This is a genomic window from Microbacterium sp. DWRC1-3 (assembly GCF_049896645.1).
Taxonomy (GTDB): Bacteria; Actinomycetota; Actinomycetes; order Actinomycetales; family Microbacteriaceae; genus Microbacterium; species Microbacterium maritypicum.
This window is the reverse complement of the sequence record NZ_JAFCUS010000001.1, coordinates 1,166,450-1,183,138: the sequence shown is the minus strand read 5'-3', so window position 1 is coordinate 1,183,138 and position 16,689 is coordinate 1,166,450. Positions and strand designations below refer to the sequence as shown.

Genomic DNA, 16,689 nt, shown 5'->3' with positions numbered 1-16,689 from the left:
CCGTGCAGGGCACATATATCCCAGCTTCCGCACACGATGCCGCAGGCCCCGGCACGGTAGCGTAGGGAGGTGATGTCACGCGAGAGCCCGGGGCGAGGGCCGCTGTATCGGCTCTACACCAACAGGTTGCGACGCCACCTCGATCCGGCCACGGTGCCGCATCACGTCGCGATGATGATCGACGGCAATCGCCGGTGGGCGCGTCAGCTCGGATTGGACACGCCTGCGGAGGGACACCGTGCAGGCGCTGCGAAGATGCGCGAGTTCCTCGGCTGGTGCGACGAGCTCGGCGTGCGCGTTGTGTCGCTCTATCTGCTCTCCAGCGACAACCTGAGAAAGCGCGACTCCGCGGAGCTCGCCGACCTCATCGAGATCATCGCCGAGCTCGCCGAGGCGCTGTCGCAGGAGGGGAACTGGCGAGTGAAGCACGTCGGACGCTCCGACATCCTCCCCGCAGAACTCGCACGGGTGCTCTCCGACGCGGAGAACCGCACCAAGGATCACACCGGACTGCACGTGAATCTCGCCGTCGGCTACGGCGGGCGCAATGAGATCGTCGACGCCGTGCGGAGCATCATTGCGAAGCATGAGGCCTCCGGTGGCACGCTGGAGGACCTCGCCGCCCACCTCACGCCCGAGATGATCGGCGAGCACCTCTACACGGGTGGGCAGCCCGATCCCGACCTCGTGATCCGCACGAGCGGGGAGCAGCGGCTCAGCGACTTCCTCCTGTGGCAGAGCGCACACAGCGAGTTCTACTTCGTCGAGGCGTTGGGCCCCGACCTGCGTCAGGTGGACTTCCTTCGCGCGATCCGCGACTACGCCGACCGCGACAGGCGCTTCGGTCGCTGACCCGGCGACGGGCCCGCGCAGACCCATGCCACAATGACGAAGTGAGCACTTTCCAGGACTATGTCGACACCTTCGACAACGAGTCCGGCTACCTGAACTGGGCGGCGTTCGGCCCGCTGTCGCCCTCCGTACGCGAAGAGGTGTTCGCCGACGCCGACCTGCTCGGAAGCGGACGACCATCCTCCCTCTCCCTGGTCGCCGAGCGCATCGGTCAGGCCCAGGAGCTCGTCGCCGAGCTGCTGGGCGGCGACGCCGACGACGTCACCCTGCAGCCGTCTTCGACCCACGGACTCATGCACGCGCTGTTCGGCCTGTCCGGCGCTGTGATCGCGAGCACCGCTGAGTTCCCCAGCGTGAGCCTGACCCTGGAGCGCGCATCGACGGCATCGGACCGTGCGATCATCCCGCGGTGGATCACCCCGGAGGACGGACGCGTGACCGCTGATGCCGTCAGGGAGGCGCTGGATGACGAGGTGGTCGCCCTCGCCGTGAGTCACGTCGACTTCCGCACCGGGTATCGCACCGACCTGGCGGCGCTTCGCGAGGCGATCGGTCCCGACCGCCTGCTCATCCTCGACGCCGTCCAATCGTTCGGCGTGATCGATGTCGACTACTCCGCGGCCGATGTGGTGGTCGGACACGGCTACAAGTGGCTGCGCGCCGGCCGGGGCAGCGCCTTCGCGTGGTTCTCCCCCCGCGCCAGAGATCGCATCTCGCCCGTGCTCTCCGGTATCACCGGCACGACGGCCACCGGTCTGTTCGTCGACGAACTCCCGGCGCCAGCGCCCTCGGCTCGCGCCTTCACCGTGAGTCAGCCGGACACGCTCGCCGCGGGACGACTCGCGATCGGTGTGCGCGATGTGCGCGATGCCGGTGTCGCCGCCATCGAGGAGCGCCTCGCGGAGCACGTCGACACCGTGATCGAGATCGCCGACCGCCATGGGATCGAGGTGCGCTCCCCGCGTGATCGCGTCGAGCGTGCCGGCATCGTGGCACTCGCCCCGGAGGAACCCGCACGCCTCGCCGCGGCACTCGCCAACGCCGGTCTCGTCGTGACCGCACGTGGATCCTCGGTGCGGATCGCGCCCCACGCAGGCACGGATGCGGCGACGTTCGCGCTTCTCGATGAGGCCCTGCACGCGTTCGGCAACGAGACGTTCACCAGCGCTTAACGAATCGCTGGCGTGTCGAGTCCGCGTTAATCGCCCACGCGGTCGTACGTTCTAGGCATCGGGCAAGGCGCCCGTTCGAGTCGGCCTCAGGTTGACGACTCGTGACCCCCTGGTCGACTCGTTCGAATAGCCGGGATTACCCGGGTCGGGAGTGGGTCGTGACCACACGTACAGCGCAGCAGGCCACAAGCACCGCGCAGCAGTCCACCCGTAAGACCACGAGGCGAGCATCGTCCGCCGATCCGGATCAGGATCTGCGCACCTATGTCCTCGACACCTCGGTCCTGCTGAGCGATCCGCAGGCGTTCTTCCGGTTCGCCGAGCACTCGGTCGTCCTCCCCGTCGTCGTGATCACCGAGCTCGAGGGCAAACGGCACGATCCGGAGATCGGCTACTTCGCGCGGCAGGCCCTTCGACACCTCGATGACCTGCGCATCGAGCACGGACGCCTGGATTTCCCGGTCGAGGTCGGTGAGGGAGGCACTCTCCGGGTCGAACTCGCGAACACCGACTCGTCGGTGCTCCCGGCCGGTATCCGCCTCAGCGACAACGACACCCGCATCCTCTCGGTCGCGATGCATCTCGCGCAGGACGGTCAGGACGTCACGATCGTCTCGAAGGACCTGCCGATGCGCGTGAAGGCTGCATCCCTGGGCCTGCGCGCCGAGGAGTACCTCGCCGAGCAGGCGGTGGACTCCGGGTGGACCGGGATCTCGACGCTCGACCTCTCCGGCGACGACATCAGCGACCTCTACGAGAGCGAGGTCGGCATCAGCGAGCAGGCTCGCGGCCTTCCGGTGAACACCGGACTGATCATCCACTCCGAGCGCGGCTCTGCGCTCGGTCGGGTGACCGGAGACGGCGAGTACCGACTGGTGCGCGGAGACCGCGACATCTTCGGGATGCACGGCCGTTCGGCGGAGCAGCGCATCGCGATCGACCTGTTGCTCGATCAGGAGGTAGGCATCGTCTCCCTCGGCGGACGCGCCGGCACCGGCAAGTCGGCGCTCGCGCTCTGCGCAGGACTCGAGGCGGTTCTGGAGCGGCAGCAGCAGAAGAAGATCATCGTGTTCCGACCGTTGTTCGCGGTCGGCGGGCAGGAGCTCGGCTACCTCCCCGGTGACCAGGGCGAGAAGATGGGCCCGTGGGGGCAGGCGGTGTTCGACACGCTCGGCTCGGTCGTCTCGGGCAACGTGGTCGAGGAGGTGATCGAGCGTGGATTGCTCGAAGTGCTTCCGCTGACCCACATCCGTGGGCGCTCCCTGCACGACGCGTTCGTGATCGTCGACGAGGCCCAGTCGCTCGAGCGCAACGTGCTGCTGACGGTGCTGAGCCGCATGGGGCAGAACTCGCGCGTGATCCTCACGCACGACGTCGGTCAACGCGACAACCTCCGCGTCGGCCGTCACGACGGGATCGCCAGCGTGATCGAGACGCTGAAGGGACACGAGCTCTTCGGCCACGTGACCCTGACCCGCTCCGAGCGTTCGGCGATCGCAGCGCTCGTCACCGAGCTCCTGGAGGGTGGAGAGCTCAGCTGACGGCGTGAAACAGCGGATGCCGCGAGGAACGAGTCCTCGCGGCATCCGCTGTCACCTGTGCGGGGTGACTGTGCACAGCGGCCGGGCACTCGGCCGGGGTCAGCCCGGATGCATGAGCCATGGCCGCTTGCAGGATGGTTCCTCCTCCCCGCCTCAGACATTCGTCGGTTCCTCATGCATCCGGACAGGGGGAGAAGGAGTATCGACCTGCACATCTGCGTGCTTCTAAAACTCATCCACCAGTTGCGTCGGCGTGGCGGCGTCGCGGGGAGGTGCGCAGCCAGGATCGAGGGATGATCGACGTCGAATTCATCCTCGGACACCTCGGCGGGGTCGCGCGCGGAACGCGACTTCAGGCATTCGGCTGTTCGCGCTCGCGACTGGGGGCCGAGTGCACGGCAGGACGGCTCGTGCGGGTGCGGCCAGGAGTCTTCGCCTCCACGGGAGCGGCGTCGGAGGTGGTCGCCGCAGCGGCACACGGAGGCGCACTCACGTGTGGGAGCGCGTTGAGGCTCCGTGGAGTATGGACCCTCGAGGTCTCGAAAGAGGTGCATGTCTGGATGGGGCTGGGTGGGCGACGGCATCACCCGAAGCCGTGCGCGTGCGTCGCTCACTACACTCCCGGGCGTATGGACGTCGGGATCGCCCCGATCGAGGTCGCACTGGTGCATGCGTTCGGCTGCTACGGAGAGGAGTTCTTCTTCGCCGCGTTCGAGTCGGCGTGGAACAAGCGGATGCTGACGGCGGTGGCCCGCGCGAACGTCCGCGCGGCCCTTCCCTCGACAGCGCGCTGGCTCATCGATCTCGCGCGCCCTGATGCGGAGAGCGGCCTGGAATCGGTGGTGCGGCTGAGGCTCCACCTGATCGGGGTCGCTGTGCGCACGCAGGTGATCATCGACGGTGTCGGACGCGTCGACTTCGTCATCGAGGGTCGAGTCATCCTGGAGGCGGACGGTCGGGAGAACCATGAGGGGCCGGCGAATCGCCACCGGGATCTCATGCGCGACGCCGTGGCCTCACGTCTCGGATTCGAGACGCTGCGTTTCGACTACGCGATGATCCTGCACTCCTGGGATGTGGTCGTGGCAGCGATCGCAGCGGCTCTCGGGCGGGCACGCGCCTGACCGTGACGCCTGCATGAGTTCTTGCCGGATGCATGACTGCTCACCGTCATGCGCTCCGGCATCCGTGGCCAGGTCATGCATGTGAGCGGTCCCCTAAGAACAGCGGATGCCGCGAGGAACGAGTCCTCGCGGCATCCGCTGTTTCGTGGGGGAATTCAGCCCGGGTGCGTCATCGACAGCAGGTCGAGCTTCTCGTCGAGCTGCTCGAGGGTGAGGTCGCCGCGCTCGACGTAGCCGAGGTCGATCACGGCGTCGCGCACCGTGATGCCCTTGGCGACCGAGTGCTTGGCGATCTTCGCCGCAGCCTCGTAGCCGATGAGCTTGTTCAGCGGAGTCACGATCGACGGGCTCATTCCCGCGAATGCGGCGGCGCGCTCGACGTTGGCCTGAAGGCCGTCGATCGTCTTGTCAGCGAGCACGCGCGAGGCGTTCGAGAGCAGACGGATCGACTCGAGCACGGCCGTGCCCATGACCGGGATGGCGACGTTCAGCTCGAAGGAGCCGGATGCGCCGGCCCAGGCGACCGTCGCGTCGTTGCCGATCACGCGTGCGCACACCATCAGCACGGCCTCGGGAACGACCGGGTTGACCTTGCCCGGCATGATCGAGGAACCAGGCTGCAGGTCGGGGATGTGCAGCTCGCCGAGACCCGTGTTGGGGCCGGAGCCCATCCAGCGCAGGTCGTTGTTGATCTTGGTCAGCGAGACCGCGATCGTGCGCAGCGCGCCGGAGGCCTCGACCAGTCCGTCGCGGTTGGCCTGCGCCTCGAAGTGATCCTTGGCCTCGGTGATGGGCAGCTCGGTCTCTGCCGCGAGCAGCGCGATGACCTTCTGCGGGAAGCCGAGCGGGGTGTTGATGCCGGTGCCGACCGCGGTGCCGCCCAGCGGGACCTCGGCGACGCGGGGGAGAGCCGACTGCACGCGCTCGATGCCCAGGCGGATCTGACGGGCGTAGCCGCCGAACTCCTGGCCCAGGGTCACCGGGGTGGCATCCATCAGGTGGGTGCGGCCGGACTTGACGGCGTCCTTCCACAGCTCGGCCTTCGCCTCGAGGGCGACGGCGAGGTGGTCGAGCGCGGGGATGAGCGTGTCGATGAGGGCCTGGGTGACCGCGATGTGCACCGAGGTCGGGAACACGTCGTTCGACGACTGCGAGGCGTTCACGTGGTCGTTGGGGTGGACGGTCGCGCCGAGGATGCGCGTCGCGAGCGTCGCCAGCACCTCGTTCATGTTCATGTTCGACGAGGTACCGGAGCCGGTCTGGTAGGTGTCGACCGGGAACTCGCCGTCGTGGTCTCCGGAGGCGACCTGGTCGGCGGCCTGGGCGATCGCATCGGCGATGGCACCGTCGAGAGTGCCGAGCTCCTTGTTGGCCAGCGCCGCGGCCTTCTTGATGCGGGCCAGGGCAGCGATCTGGGTCGATTCCAGTCCCTTGCCCGAGATCGGGAAGTTCTCCACGGCGCGCTGGGTCTGCGCTCCGTAGAGTGCGTTCACGGGCACCCGCACCTCACCCATGGTGTCGTGCTCGATGCGGTAGTCCTGCTCGGTCATTCCGAACCCTCCTTGGTTGCGGGGTCAGTTCCCTCGGTGGTGACGCCGTCGGCGTCGATTCCGACCGTGATCACGGGCACCGCGGTGCCCTCGGCCAGACGGTAGTTGGCGCCGACGATGCCCAGGCGACCCGCGGACACGGCGTCGCTGATGATCTCGGACGACTGCAGCAGATCACTCACGGTGTTGCGCAGATGCTCGATGCCGACCAGTTCCGAGTCGATCTCGGCGACGGTGGTCCCGCCGCTCTCGGCCAGCACCTTCCGCGCGGCGGGGACGATGGGGGCGATCAGCTTCCAGATGTGCGGGGGCAGGGGAGCGGCATCGATCGCGGTGCCGTCGATCGCCGCACGCACGGCGCCGCAGGAGTCATGGGCGAGCACGACGATCAGCGGCACCTCGAGCACCGCGACGGCATACTCCAGGCTCGCGACGATCGACTCGCCGATCACCTGTCCGGCGTTGCGCACCACGAACAGGTCGCCGAGGCCGAGGTCGAAGATGATCTCGGCGGCGAGGCGCGAGTCGGAGCAGCCGAACAGGGTGGCGACCGGATGCTGCGCTGCCGTCAGATCCTTGCGACGGGCGACGTCTTGATTCGGGTGCCGGGGCTCGTCCTGCACGAAACGGCGGTTGCCGTCCTGCATCTGCTTCCAGGCGGCTGTGGGGGTCAACGGGTGCGTCATGGGGCCTCCGAGATGATGCGGATCTGCGGAATGAGGGATTCGGCGAGTTCGGCGGTCGAATCGGCCGAGCGCGAGCCGTAGAGCAGGATGTAGTCGTCGCCGGCCTGCGTGCCGATGGCATACGTCACGTTCGCGTTCGATTCGGCGTTTCCGGGCTTGTAGACGTCCCAGTCGAGGCCGCCGATGCGCACGGTGTCGGTCGGGGCGATGCCGTTCAGACGCTGCGGAGCCCAGGAGGAATCGGCGTCGAACGCCTGGGCCACCTTGATGAAGCCGCGCTCCGTGTCGGACTTCGGGGCCAGGGTGACCTCCCACACCACGGTGGCGCCACCCTGCATCTCGGCGCCGTTCGCACGCCAGAAGTCGCCGAGCTCCGGGATGAGCACGGGGCGTTCCATCGACGACTCCACGCCCTCGGCCACGGCGGCGACATCCAGTGGCTTCTGCTCGACCGGCGTGCCGCGAGGGACGGCGAAGATGATGACCGCGACCACGGCGACCGTGACCAGGAGAGCGGCCACGAGGTTTCGCACCGTCTGACTCGACCGGTAGGCCTTGCTGAACGCGGCCTTGCGGGCGGCGGTCTCTTCCGGAGTCTCGGGGCGGCCGAGCTCGGCAATGATCGGGGGCTGCTTGCTCACGAGTCTCCTGCCGGCGTCTCGACATCGGATGCCGCGGCACGAGCCGCGTCGAGGCGGCGCTTGGCGCCCAACAGCCACTCTTCGCAACGGGCGGCGAGAGCCTCACCACGTTCCCAGAGGGCGAGCGAGTTCTCGAGGGTCGGGGATCCCTGTTCGAGTTCGGCGACGACCTTGACGAGCTCGTCTCGAGCCGCCTCGAACGACAGCGTGTCCACAGGGGTGTCGTTCAGGGCGCTCACTCCTCCATCTTACGTCGTGTGCCGCGGGTGTCCGGCTCAGGCGTCTTCCGCGATCTCGCCCTCCGAGCGGGCGGTCAGCGAGCCCCGGTCGAGGGTGATCGTGAGCGTGCTTCCGGCCGGGGCATCGGCGGCGTCGCGCAGGATCACGCCCCCATCGAGGTGGGCGATCGCGTAGCCGCGAGCCAGGGTCGCGGCGGGCGAGAGCGCGCGGAGGGATGCCCGAAGCTCTCCGGTGCGGCGTCCGGCGTCGTCGAGCTGTCGGTTCACGGTGTCCCGGCCGCGTCCGAGCAGCAGCCAGATCTCCTGGGCGCGGGCGTCGATGATCGGAGCGGGCGAACGCAGCACCGGGCGGGAGCGGAGCTGCTCCAGTTGAGCGATGTCGTGTGTGAGGCGCTGCGTGAGCCTCGTGGTCGCGCGGGACCGCAGCTGCGCGATGAGCGCTCGCTGCTCACCGACATCGGGGACGACGCGCTTGGCGGCGTCGGTCGGCGTCGAAGCCCGCAGATCCGCCACATCGTCGAGCAGCGGATGGTCGTTCTCGTGCCCGATCGCGCTCACGACGGGTGTAGAGGCCGCGGCGACGGCGCGCACGAGCCTCTCATCGCTGAAACCGAGGAGCGTCTGCGGGTCTCCGCCACCGCGGGCGATGATGATCACATCGACCTCGGGGTCGGCGTCGAGCCGGGCGAGGGCGGCGAGCGTGTCGGGAACGCAGCGGTCGCCCTGCACGGCGGCGTACTCGGTGCGGAAGCGCACCTGCGGCCAGCGCAGCTCGGCGTTGCGGTGCACATCCTTCTCGGCGTCCGAGCGCTCGCCCGTGATCAGACCGATCACATGCGGCAGGAAGGGCAGGCGCTTCTTGCGCGAAGAGTCGAACAGGCCTTCCTGTCGCAGCTGCGCGCGCAGCTTCTCGAGGCGCTCGAGCTGGTCGCCCAGCCCGACGTGCTTCATCGCGGAGACCGCGAAGCTGAAATCGCCGGCCTTGACGAAGTAATCGGCCTTGACCGCGGCGACCACATGATCGCCGATGCCGATGTCGGAGGGGATGCGCCCGCGCACGCTCGACCACACCCGGATGGAGATCTGCGCGTCGGAGTGGGTGTCCTTCAGCCGCGCGAACACGTTGCCGGCGCGCACATTCCAGGAGGTGATCTCTCCCTCGACCCAGACGGTGTTCCACCGCGCGATGAAGTCGCGGATGGTGGCGTTCAGCCGGGTGACCGAGGTGGGAGCGTCGGCCGTCGAGTCGCGGGGTGCGACGGAATCGGCCGGTGGCGTCTCGCCCTGGCCCGTGGTCGCTTCGAAGACTGTCATCCGCTCCCGTTCCCGCTCCCGAGTCTCCCCGGCCTCGCACAGCTGCGCGGCGGTAGAATTCAAGGGTGACTTCGACTGCCGTTCATCTCCCCGTGCCCCGCCTTCCACGAGTTCGTGCGGCGGCCGGGCGGCTTCAGGATAACCCGGTGGCCGGACACAAGCGGGTTCTGCTCGCCGCACCGCGCGGATACTGCGCGGGTGTGGACCGTGCCGTGGTGGCCGTGGAGAAGGCCCTCGAGCGCTACGGCGCCCCGGTCTACGTGCGCAAGCAGATCGTGCACAACATCCACGTGGTGACCGAGCTCGAGGAGAAGGGCGCCATCTTCGTCGAAGAGGTCGATGAGGTCCCTGAGGGGGCCCACGTCGTCTTCAGCGCTCACGGTGTCTCGCCGGCAGTCGTGAACGCGGCATCCGATCGAGGACTCCACGCGATCGATGCGACCTGCCCGCTCGTCACCAAGGTGCACCGCGAGGCCGTGCGCTTCGCACGCGACGATTTCGAGATCCTGCTCATCGGCCACGAGGGCCACGAAGAGGTCGAGGGAACAGCAGGGGAGGCCCCGGAGCACGTCACCGTCGTGAACTCTCCGGAGGAAGCCGACACCGTCGTGGTGAAGGACCCGAACAAGGTCGTCTGGCTCTCGCAGACCACCCTCTCGGTCGACGAGACGATGGAGACGGTCAACCGTCTGCGCATGCGATTCCCCGAACTCCAGAATCCGCCGTCCGATGACATCTGCTACGCGACGCAGAACCGTCAGGTCGCGATCAAGAAGGTGGCCGCCGGAGCAGACCTGGTGATCGTCGTCGGCTCATCGAACTCGTCCAACAGCGTGCGTCTCGTCGAGGTCGCCCTCGAGTACGGGGCGAAGGCCGCCTATCGCGTGGACTACGCAGAAGAGATCCAGCAGGAGTGGCTCGACGGGGTCGAGACCGTCGGCGTGACCAGCGGGGCATCCGTGCCCGAAGTACTGGTGCGCGAGGTGCTCGATGCGATCGGCGACGCCGGCTACCGCGACATCGAAGAGGTGAAGACGGCAGAGGAAGACCTCATGTTCTCCCTGCCCAAGGAACTGCGTCAAGATGCTGCGGGTCAGCGCGACGCGCGGGCCCTCGGAGGTCGCGCGTCCGGAGGAGGCGCTTAGCAGTGAGCGCCGCGGAGGCGGAGCCCACCCTCATCGGGTCGGTGCAACGCGCTCTGCGGCTGGTCGACATCGTCGCCAACTCCCCTCGGCCGCTTCCTCCCAAGATGCTCGCGGCCATCACCGGTCTGACCCCCGGTACCACCTACAACCTGGTGCGCACGCTCGTGCATGAGGGATACCTCTCCTCGGAACCGGACGGTGTCGTGCTGGGCGCCCGGTTTCCGTCGTTCCAGCAGCAGATCGGCTCGCGGGGAGTGTTCCTCGCCCGCGTGCGCGCAGCGCTGCGGGAGGTGACCGAAGACGTCGGAGCCACGGCGTATCTCTCCCGCTTCGATGACGGGGAGATGCACATGGTCGACATCGTCGACGCCGTCCGCAATCCCCGGATCGAGCTGTGGGTGGGGCTGCAGTCCAGCGCTCACGCGACTGCGCTGGGCAAGCAGATCCTCGCGGAACTCCCGGAAGCCGATCGCCTGGACTACCTCTCGCGGCATCGTCTGCCCGAGCTCACACCGCACACCATCACCGATCGCAAGGCATTGCTGACGCAGCTGGAACGCTCCCCGGGGTGGACGATCGATCAGGAGGAGTACGCGATCGGCGCCACCTGCGTCGCCGTGCCGGTCATCGCCCCCGGGGTCATCGCCTCGCTGGCGATCTCGCTGCCGGCCGATGGCGCCGTGGTCGATCGCACCCTCGTCTCGACGCTTCAGCGCACTGCACGCCATCTCTCTCTGCAGCTCGGGGCTGACGTGCTGGACGAGGGTTCCTCCGGAGCCGAGTTCACTATCTGAAGGAGGGCCCCTGGCGCGTCGGCACGCGTTTTCCTACTATGGGAACAGTGACGGCATACGTGAACGTCACCGATCGCCTCTAGCGTCCCCAGCGCTGGCGGTCAATCTGGATGAGGAGCGTCCCCACGCTCCACGTCCGCGGCCCCGAGAAGTCCCCACTTCTCCGGGGCCGCTATCGTTTGTGCCCCACCGGGTGCGGTCGCCCGCTGTGAACCGGCCCGAGGTTGTGCCGTTAGCATGGCGGGATGAGCGACCAGAGGCCCCAGTACGGCGAACTCGCGACCCCCGAGGAACAGCGACGAGCCGCCGGCCTGCCCCCGCTCGACGAGGTCGTGATCGCACCGCCCTCGGCGCCACTGCCGCCCGCGGTTCAGGCCGGGAACCCGGTGAACGAGTCTTCGACGAAGCGGTCGCATCCTGTCGATCGCTTCGCGACGATCGTGATGCTCGCCTACGGACTGATCAACGTCGTCATCACCGGTCTGTCGTACCTGGATCTGCCGAGCGTCATGAACCAGACCATGAAGGTCGTCGGCATCGAGGGGGAGTTCACGAACTTCGCGCAGGCGAAGACCTGGGGGATGATCGCCGCGATCGTCCTCGTCGTCGGATGGTCGATCACCGCCGCGCTCTCGATCCGACGCCTGCGTCGTGGCCGCCTCACCTGGTGGCTCCCGATCGTCGGAGCGATCGTCACCATGGGCGTGGTCTCCGTCTGCATCGCGGTGCCGATGATGAGTGACCCCGCCTTCGTCGCCCACCTCGAGCAGATGACGACCCCCTGACCTCAGCCGGTCGGCGTCGACGTACGCCGGCCCATCGGGGACGCACAAGGGGCCCGGCAGGAATGCCGGGCCCCTTCTGCTGTCTCGTTCGCGGATCAGCTCTGGGACTGTCCGTACGAGCCGAGCTGACGGGTCGACTCGACCACGCGGGCGGCCATCGCCGACTCGGCGATCTTGCCCCAGGCGCGCGGGTCGTACTGCTTCTTGTTGCCGACCTCGCCATCCACCTTCAGCACGCCGTCGTAGTTCTTGAACATGTAGTCGGCGATCGCACGCGTGTAGGCGTACTGCGTGTCGGTGTCGATGTTCATCTTGATGACACCGTTGGCGACCGCGAGGGCGATCTCCTCATCGGTCGAGCCGGAGCCGCCGTGGAACACCAGGTCGAGAGGCTTGGCGCCGGTGTTGTACTTCGCCGCGACCTCGGCCTGGATCTCGCCGAGCAGCTCAGGGCGCAGCTTGACGCCACCGGGCTTGTACACACCGTGCACGTTGCCGAAGGTCAGGGCGGCGATGTAGCGGCCCTGCTCGCCGAGACCCAGCGCCTGAACCGCCTGGTCGACATCGGCGAACGTCGTGTAGAGGGCCTCGTTCGAGCCCTCGTGCTGCACGCCGTCCTCTTCGCCGCCGACGACGCCGATCTCGACCTCGAGGATGGCGTTGATGTTCTTCATGCGGGGGAGCAGGTCCTTGGCGATCTCGATGTTCTCCGCGAGGGGAACGGCGGAGCCGTCCCACATGTGGGACTGGAAGATCGGGTTGCGGCCGGCCTTGACCTCTTCCTCGGAGGCGGCGATCAGCGGCTCGACGAAACCGGCCAGCGCGTCCTTCGGGCAGTGGTCGGTGTGCAGCGCGACGGTGATCGGGTAGTTCTTGGCGACCTCGGTGGCGAAGCGCGCGAACGCGAGCGCGCCCGCGGCACGAGCCTTCACCGTGTGACCGGCGAAGTAGTCGGCGCCACCCGTGGTGACCTGGATGATGCCGTCGGAGCCGGCCTCGGTCAGCCCCTGGAGGACGGAGTTGATCGTCTGCGAGCTGGAGACGTTGAATGCGGGGTACGCGAAGCCGCCGGCCTTCGCGCGGTCGAGCATTTCGGCGTACTGATCCGGGGTGGCGACGGGCATGAGAACTCCTGCGATAGGGGAAGCCGGGACAGCTGCCACTCTATCGGGGCGCGCACGCTGATACCGCAGCCCAGATCCTCGCCGAGCACGATGGCTTCTGCCTGGCTGTTAAGAAACCGGATTCCTTCGTCGGATCCGGCTCGAAAGGCGGCGGATTTGGACACGGGGGTGGCTAGGCTGACCGCATGGTGAGTCTGACAGCGGATCTGAGCCCTCTTCGTCCCGACCGTAACCTCGCGATGGAGCTGGTGCGTGCGACGGAGGCTGCGGCCATCCGCGCGGTCCCCTTCATCGGTCGCGGAGCCAAGGAGGCGGCGGACGGCGCCGCCGTCGACGCGATGCGCGCGTTCCTCGGAACGGTCGACTTCCAGGGGCGAGTGGTCATCGGCGAGGGCGAGAAGGACAACGCCCCGATGCTCTTCAACGGCGAGGTCGTCGGCACGGGCCGTGGACCGCTGTGCGACATCGCGGTCGATCCCATCGACGGCACCTCGCTCACCGCAGCCGGTCGTCAGAACGCGCTCTCGGTGATCGCCGTCTCTGACCGTGGCACCATGCTCGACGCCTCGACCGTCTTCTATATGGACAAGCTCGTCACCGGCCCGGCAGGCGTCGGCGTCGTCGACATCAGACTTCCCATCGGCGAGAACATCCGCAAGCTCGCCGGCGCGCTCGACAAGCCTGTCGACGAGATCGTCGTCTCGGTGCTGAACCGTCCGCGTCACGAGCAGCTCATCCAGGAGATCCGCGATGCGGGTGCCGGCACGCGTCTCATGAGCGACGGTGACGTCGCCGGTGGCATCAACGCCGCCCGTCACGATGCTCGCACCGACATGTGCGTCGGCGTCGGCGGCAGCCCTGAGGGCATCGTCACGGCGTGCGCGATCAAGGCTCTCGGCGGACACATCCAGGGACGCCTCTGGCCGCGCGATGACGATGAGCGCCAGCGCGGCATCGATGCCGGTCTCGATATGGACAAGGTCTACGAGGCCGACGATCTGGTGCAGGGCAACAACACGATCTTCGTCGCCACCGGCGTCACCGACGGCCAGCTCGTCGCCGGTGTCCGTCGTGAACGCGGCTACGTCTACACCGAGAGCGTCGTGCTCCGAGGAGCCTCCGGAACGCTTCGTCGCATCGCTTCGGAGCACCTCGTCTCGAAGTGGCTCTGATCCTTCGCTCGTCCTCTGACACGTGATCATCGCCGGCGACATCGGCGGCATCGTTATCGAGCCGGTACCGCCTCACAGCCGCTCGATCCACGGTTCTCCGGGGTGCCGTGTCACAATTGTCACTGGGTTTGTCGCCGTCGACGGAGCCGCCAGGCACCGCAGGCACAGGAGGGCGAACAGATGACAACGCAGCACACGAGCGGTTCGAAGGCCGCCCCGACGAAGATCATCACGACCAACACGGGGCGCATCCTCCGGGTGAGCGCAGATGCGGAATCCGTTCCGACGCCCCCGGTCACGACGCCACCGGCCGCGATGGTCGATCCGGCTCGTCGCGCCGACGTCCTCTTCCGCGTCCGCCGCGATGAAGGGCACGAGATCAGCTCCTGGTGGATGATCGGAGCGTTCCTGGCCACCAGCGGACTCGTCATCCTGCTGCTCAGCGGCGTTCCTGGCATCGCCTGATCCGTCGTCGCTGAACGCCCGCGGAGCTACCGCACCACCGGCTGATGCTCTGCCGAAGGCGTCACCCTTCGTCGAGCCGAAGCCGCACGTCGCCCACGTCGGCGCGGACGGCCTCGGGCTGGACGGCCTCTGCGGGATCGAGTGGGTCGATATGAGCAGACTCGCCGTCTGAGAGAGCTTCCTGCGCCGCGGTCGAGTCTGCAGCGAGCAGTTCCGGTGCGGTGAATCGCCGGCCCGTGCTCGCCGTCGTCGGGGCGGCTGTCGCGAGCGCTGACGCGTCGACCCCGGGGAACTGACGAGCGGTAACGAGCACACGGGTCTCGAGCGATCCGGCGAACCGGTTGTAACTGTCGACAGTGCGCTCCAGCGCTCGACGCAGATCGTCGGCGTGCCCGGCGAGCGTTCCCAGCCGGTCGTAGAGCTGCGTGCCGAGCGCGAGCAGGGTACGCGCCTCGGTCGAGACCTCCTGCTGCGTCCAGGTGAAGGCCACGGTCTTAAGCACAGCCCAGAGGTTGACGGGGGAGGCGAGCGCCACTCGGCGACTGAACGCGTAGTCGAGGAGAGTGGGGTCTTCATCGATGGCTGCGGCCAGCAGCGATTCGCTCGGCAGGAAGCAGATCACGAACTCCGGGCTCGCATCGAGGCCCGCCCAGTAGGCCTTCTTCGCCAGCGCGTCGATGTGCGCGCGGACCGCCTTGACGTGCTTCTGCATGAGTGTGCGGCGCTGCGGCTCCTGCGCGTCGCCGCCGGGAAGAGCGGAGGCCTCGAGATAGGCGTCGAGAGGAACCTTGGCGTCGACGGCGATCGAGCTGCCCCCGGCGAGGCGGATCACCATGTCGGGGCGCCCCTGACCATGGTCGGAGGAGATCGTCGCCTGCAGATCGAAGTCGATGTGCCGGGTGAGTCCCGCGGCTTCGACGACGCGGCGCAGCTGAGTCTCGCCCCAGACGCCGCGCGTGGCGGTGGAACGCAGGGCCCCGGCGAGTGACTCGGTCGTCGCGCGCAGAGCCTCATCGGACTCCTGGGCCCGGCGCAGCTGCTCTTCGAGAGTGCCGAACTGGGCGTGCCGTTCCCGCTCGATGGCGGTGACCTTGGTCTGCATCTGCTGCAGGCTCTCGCGAACCGGAGCGAGTGCTGTCAGCACGGCGTTCTGCTGCTGGACGCGCTGCGCCTCCGCCCGCTGCTCGTTGCGCGCATGCTCGACGGCATCGCGGTACAGATCGTACTGGCGGTCGCGATCGTCTCGTGCGGCCGCCAGCTCGGCCTGAGCGCGCGCGAGATCGGCGGCGCCACGTCCGGCTCGCAGGAACCAGCCCATAGCGACACCCGCCGCGAGGGCGACGAGGAGAAGAACGACAGCCAGAGCATCCATGTGTTCATGATGCGGCCGGCATCCGACATTCCACGGTCGCCGCGCACGGATGCCGCGTGACGAGTCAGACGCGACGAGGCAGGTCAGGCGACGGCGCGCTCCAGAGCGGGGGCGGCCGGAGCGACGGGCGCGGTGACACGCAGGCTCAGAGCATCGGCGAGGGCGAAGACATCGGCCGCACCTGCTCGTGCCGCCGCATCGATGACGATCTGCGCGCAGGCGCGGGCATCGGCGAGCGCATCATGGTGCGAGAACTCCTCGAACCCGGCTGCGGCCGCGGCGATCGGCAGGCGATACGAATCGAGCGTGTACGTCTTGCGGGCCACTTGCAGGCTGCACAGCGAGCGGTAGGGCGGGCAGAGCTGACCCGTCGCTTCGGATGCGCGGCGCAGCACGTTGAGGTCGAACCCGGCGTTGTGCGCGACGAGCACGTCGGCTCCGGCGAACGCGCACAGGCGGTCGAACTGGTCGACCCAGGTCGCGGCCGAGAGCACGTCCTCGGGCTGGATGCCGTGGATGCGCACGTTCCATTCCTGGAACTCGTCGTGTCCCGGCGGCGGCTGGATCAGCCATCCGGTGGTGGCGACGACTTCTCCGCCGCGCACACGGACGAGTCCGACCGAGCACGCGGAGGCCGGGCTGGAGTTCGCGGTCTCGAAGTCGATCGCAGTGAAGTCCAGTGGCACATCCCCACTTTCCCCCGGGTGCCCGAA

At 68.0% G+C, this 16,689-nt stretch carries 17 protein-coding genes; 9 read left to right on the top strand and 8 right to left on the bottom strand.

Translation table 11 applies throughout. The features are described 5' to 3' along the window. Positions 1 to 72 precede the first annotated feature (72 nt). The 4 genes from ACP699_RS05650 (at position 73) to ACP699_RS05635 (ending at position 4,689) form a co-directional block, all read left to right on the top strand. The gene (locus ACP699_RS05650) at positions 73 to 852 is read left to right on the top strand and encodes an isoprenyl transferase (protein WP_017828709.1); all 780 of its coding nucleotides are present in this window, start codon (positions 73 to 75) and stop codon (positions 850 to 852) included. Positions 853 to 893: 41 nt separating this feature from the next. Further along, complete coding sequence (locus tag ACP699_RS05645; RefSeq protein WP_426169862.1) at positions 894 to 2,024, top strand: aminotransferase class V-fold PLP-dependent enzyme; 1,131 nt, start codon at positions 894 to 896, stop codon at positions 2,022 to 2,024. Positions 2,025 to 2,182: 158 nt separating this feature from the next. Further along, the gene (locus tag ACP699_RS05640) at positions 2,183 to 3,565 is read left to right on the top strand and encodes a PhoH family protein (protein ID WP_055864581.1); all 1,383 of its coding nucleotides are present in this window, start codon (positions 2,183 to 2,185) and stop codon (positions 3,563 to 3,565) included. A gap of 293 nt (positions 3,566 to 3,858) precedes the next feature. Next, positions 3,859 to 4,689, top strand: a complete 831-nt coding sequence (locus tag ACP699_RS05635; protein WP_426169858.1) for an endonuclease domain-containing protein — start codon at positions 3,859 to 3,861, stop codon at positions 4,687 to 4,689. 155 nt (positions 4,690 to 4,844) lie between these two features. On the opposite strand, the gene ACP699_RS05630 is transcribed toward ACP699_RS05635, so the two are convergent. Genes ACP699_RS05630 through xseA form a run of 5 tightly spaced genes read right to left on the bottom strand, consistent with a single transcriptional unit; the run spans position 4,845 to position 9,119 of the window. Next, complete coding sequence (locus ACP699_RS05630) at positions 4,845 to 6,239, bottom strand: class II fumarate hydratase (protein WP_055864571.1); 1,395 nt, start codon at positions 6,237 to 6,239, stop codon at positions 4,845 to 4,847. Next, positions 6,236 to 6,925 (bottom strand): carbonic anhydrase, encoded by a 690-nt coding sequence (locus ACP699_RS05625; RefSeq protein WP_017828705.1) that lies wholly within the window; start codon positions 6,923 to 6,925, stop codon positions 6,236 to 6,238. Before ACP699_RS05625 ends, ACP699_RS05630 begins: the two co-directional genes overlap by 4 nt. Then, complete coding sequence (locus tag ACP699_RS05620) at positions 6,922 to 7,566, bottom strand: DUF4245 family protein (RefSeq protein WP_055864566.1); 645 nt, start codon at positions 7,564 to 7,566, stop codon at positions 6,922 to 6,924. The genes ACP699_RS05625 and ACP699_RS05620 overlap by 4 nt, the downstream gene beginning before the upstream one ends. Beyond that, positions 7,563 to 7,805 (bottom strand): exodeoxyribonuclease VII small subunit, encoded by a 243-nt coding sequence (locus tag ACP699_RS05615; protein WP_017828703.1) that lies wholly within the window; start codon positions 7,803 to 7,805, stop codon positions 7,563 to 7,565. The genes ACP699_RS05620 and ACP699_RS05615 overlap by 4 nt, the downstream gene beginning before the upstream one ends. A 36-nt stretch (positions 7,806 to 7,841) precedes the next feature. Continuing rightward, positions 7,842 to 9,119, bottom strand: coding sequence for an exodeoxyribonuclease VII large subunit (gene xseA, locus ACP699_RS05610; protein ID WP_426169852.1), 1,278 nt, complete (start codon positions 9,117 to 9,119; stop codon positions 7,842 to 7,844). A 92-nt stretch (positions 9,120 to 9,211) separates the two neighbouring features. Between xseA and ACP699_RS05605 the strand changes: the two genes are divergently transcribed. The 3 genes from ACP699_RS05605 to ACP699_RS05595 all read left to right on the top strand — a co-directional run bounded on the left by ACP699_RS05605 (position 9,212) and on the right by ACP699_RS05595 (position 11,843). Further along, positions 9,212 to 10,264: a 4-hydroxy-3-methylbut-2-enyl diphosphate reductase gene (locus ACP699_RS05605; protein ID WP_372446049.1), complete on the top strand. Its 1,053-nt coding sequence runs from the start codon at positions 9,212 to 9,214 to the stop codon at positions 10,262 to 10,264. A 2-nt stretch (positions 10,265 to 10,266) separates the two neighbouring features. Then, a complete protein-coding gene (locus ACP699_RS05600) occupies positions 10,267 to 11,058 on the top strand; it encodes an IclR family transcriptional regulator (protein WP_055864560.1) in 792 nt (263 codons plus the stop codon). Between the two features lie 245 nt (positions 11,059 to 11,303). Continuing rightward, positions 11,304 to 11,843 carry a DUF6264 family protein gene (locus ACP699_RS05595; protein WP_055864555.1) on the top strand — a complete coding sequence of 180 codons (540 nt, stop codon included), beginning with the start codon at positions 11,304 to 11,306 and terminating at the stop codon, positions 11,841 to 11,843. A 95-nt stretch (positions 11,844 to 11,938) separates the two neighbouring features. Here the strand turns inward: ACP699_RS05595 and fbaA are convergent, their stop codons facing one another. Next, a complete protein-coding gene (gene fbaA, locus ACP699_RS05590) occupies positions 11,939 to 12,967 on the bottom strand; it encodes a class II fructose-bisphosphate aldolase (protein WP_017828698.1) in 1,029 nt (342 codons plus the stop codon). Between the two features lie 185 nt (positions 12,968 to 13,152). Here fbaA and glpX point away from each other — a divergent pair, with 185 nt between their 5' ends. Beyond that, positions 13,153 to 14,139, top strand: coding sequence for a class II fructose-bisphosphatase (glpX, locus tag ACP699_RS05585; RefSeq protein WP_017828697.1), 987 nt, complete (start codon positions 13,153 to 13,155; stop codon positions 14,137 to 14,139). Between the two features lie 180 nt (positions 14,140 to 14,319). Next, positions 14,320 to 14,604, top strand: a complete 285-nt coding sequence (locus ACP699_RS05580) for a hypothetical protein (RefSeq protein ID WP_017828696.1) — start codon at positions 14,320 to 14,322, stop codon at positions 14,602 to 14,604. Between the two features lie 61 nt (positions 14,605 to 14,665). Here the strand turns inward: ACP699_RS05580 and ACP699_RS05575 are convergent, their stop codons facing one another. Both ACP699_RS05575 and ACP699_RS05570 read right to left on the bottom strand, forming a co-directional pair. Then, positions 14,666 to 15,976, bottom strand: coding sequence for a DNA recombination protein RmuC (locus ACP699_RS05575; RefSeq protein WP_055864549.1), 1,311 nt, complete (start codon positions 15,974 to 15,976; stop codon positions 14,666 to 14,668). A gap of 83 nt (positions 15,977 to 16,059) precedes the next feature. Beyond that, positions 16,060 to 16,662, bottom strand: a complete 603-nt coding sequence (locus ACP699_RS05570) for a 3'-5' exonuclease (protein ID WP_017828694.1) — start codon at positions 16,660 to 16,662, stop codon at positions 16,060 to 16,062. Between the last annotated feature and the right edge of the window lie 27 nt (positions 16,663 to 16,689).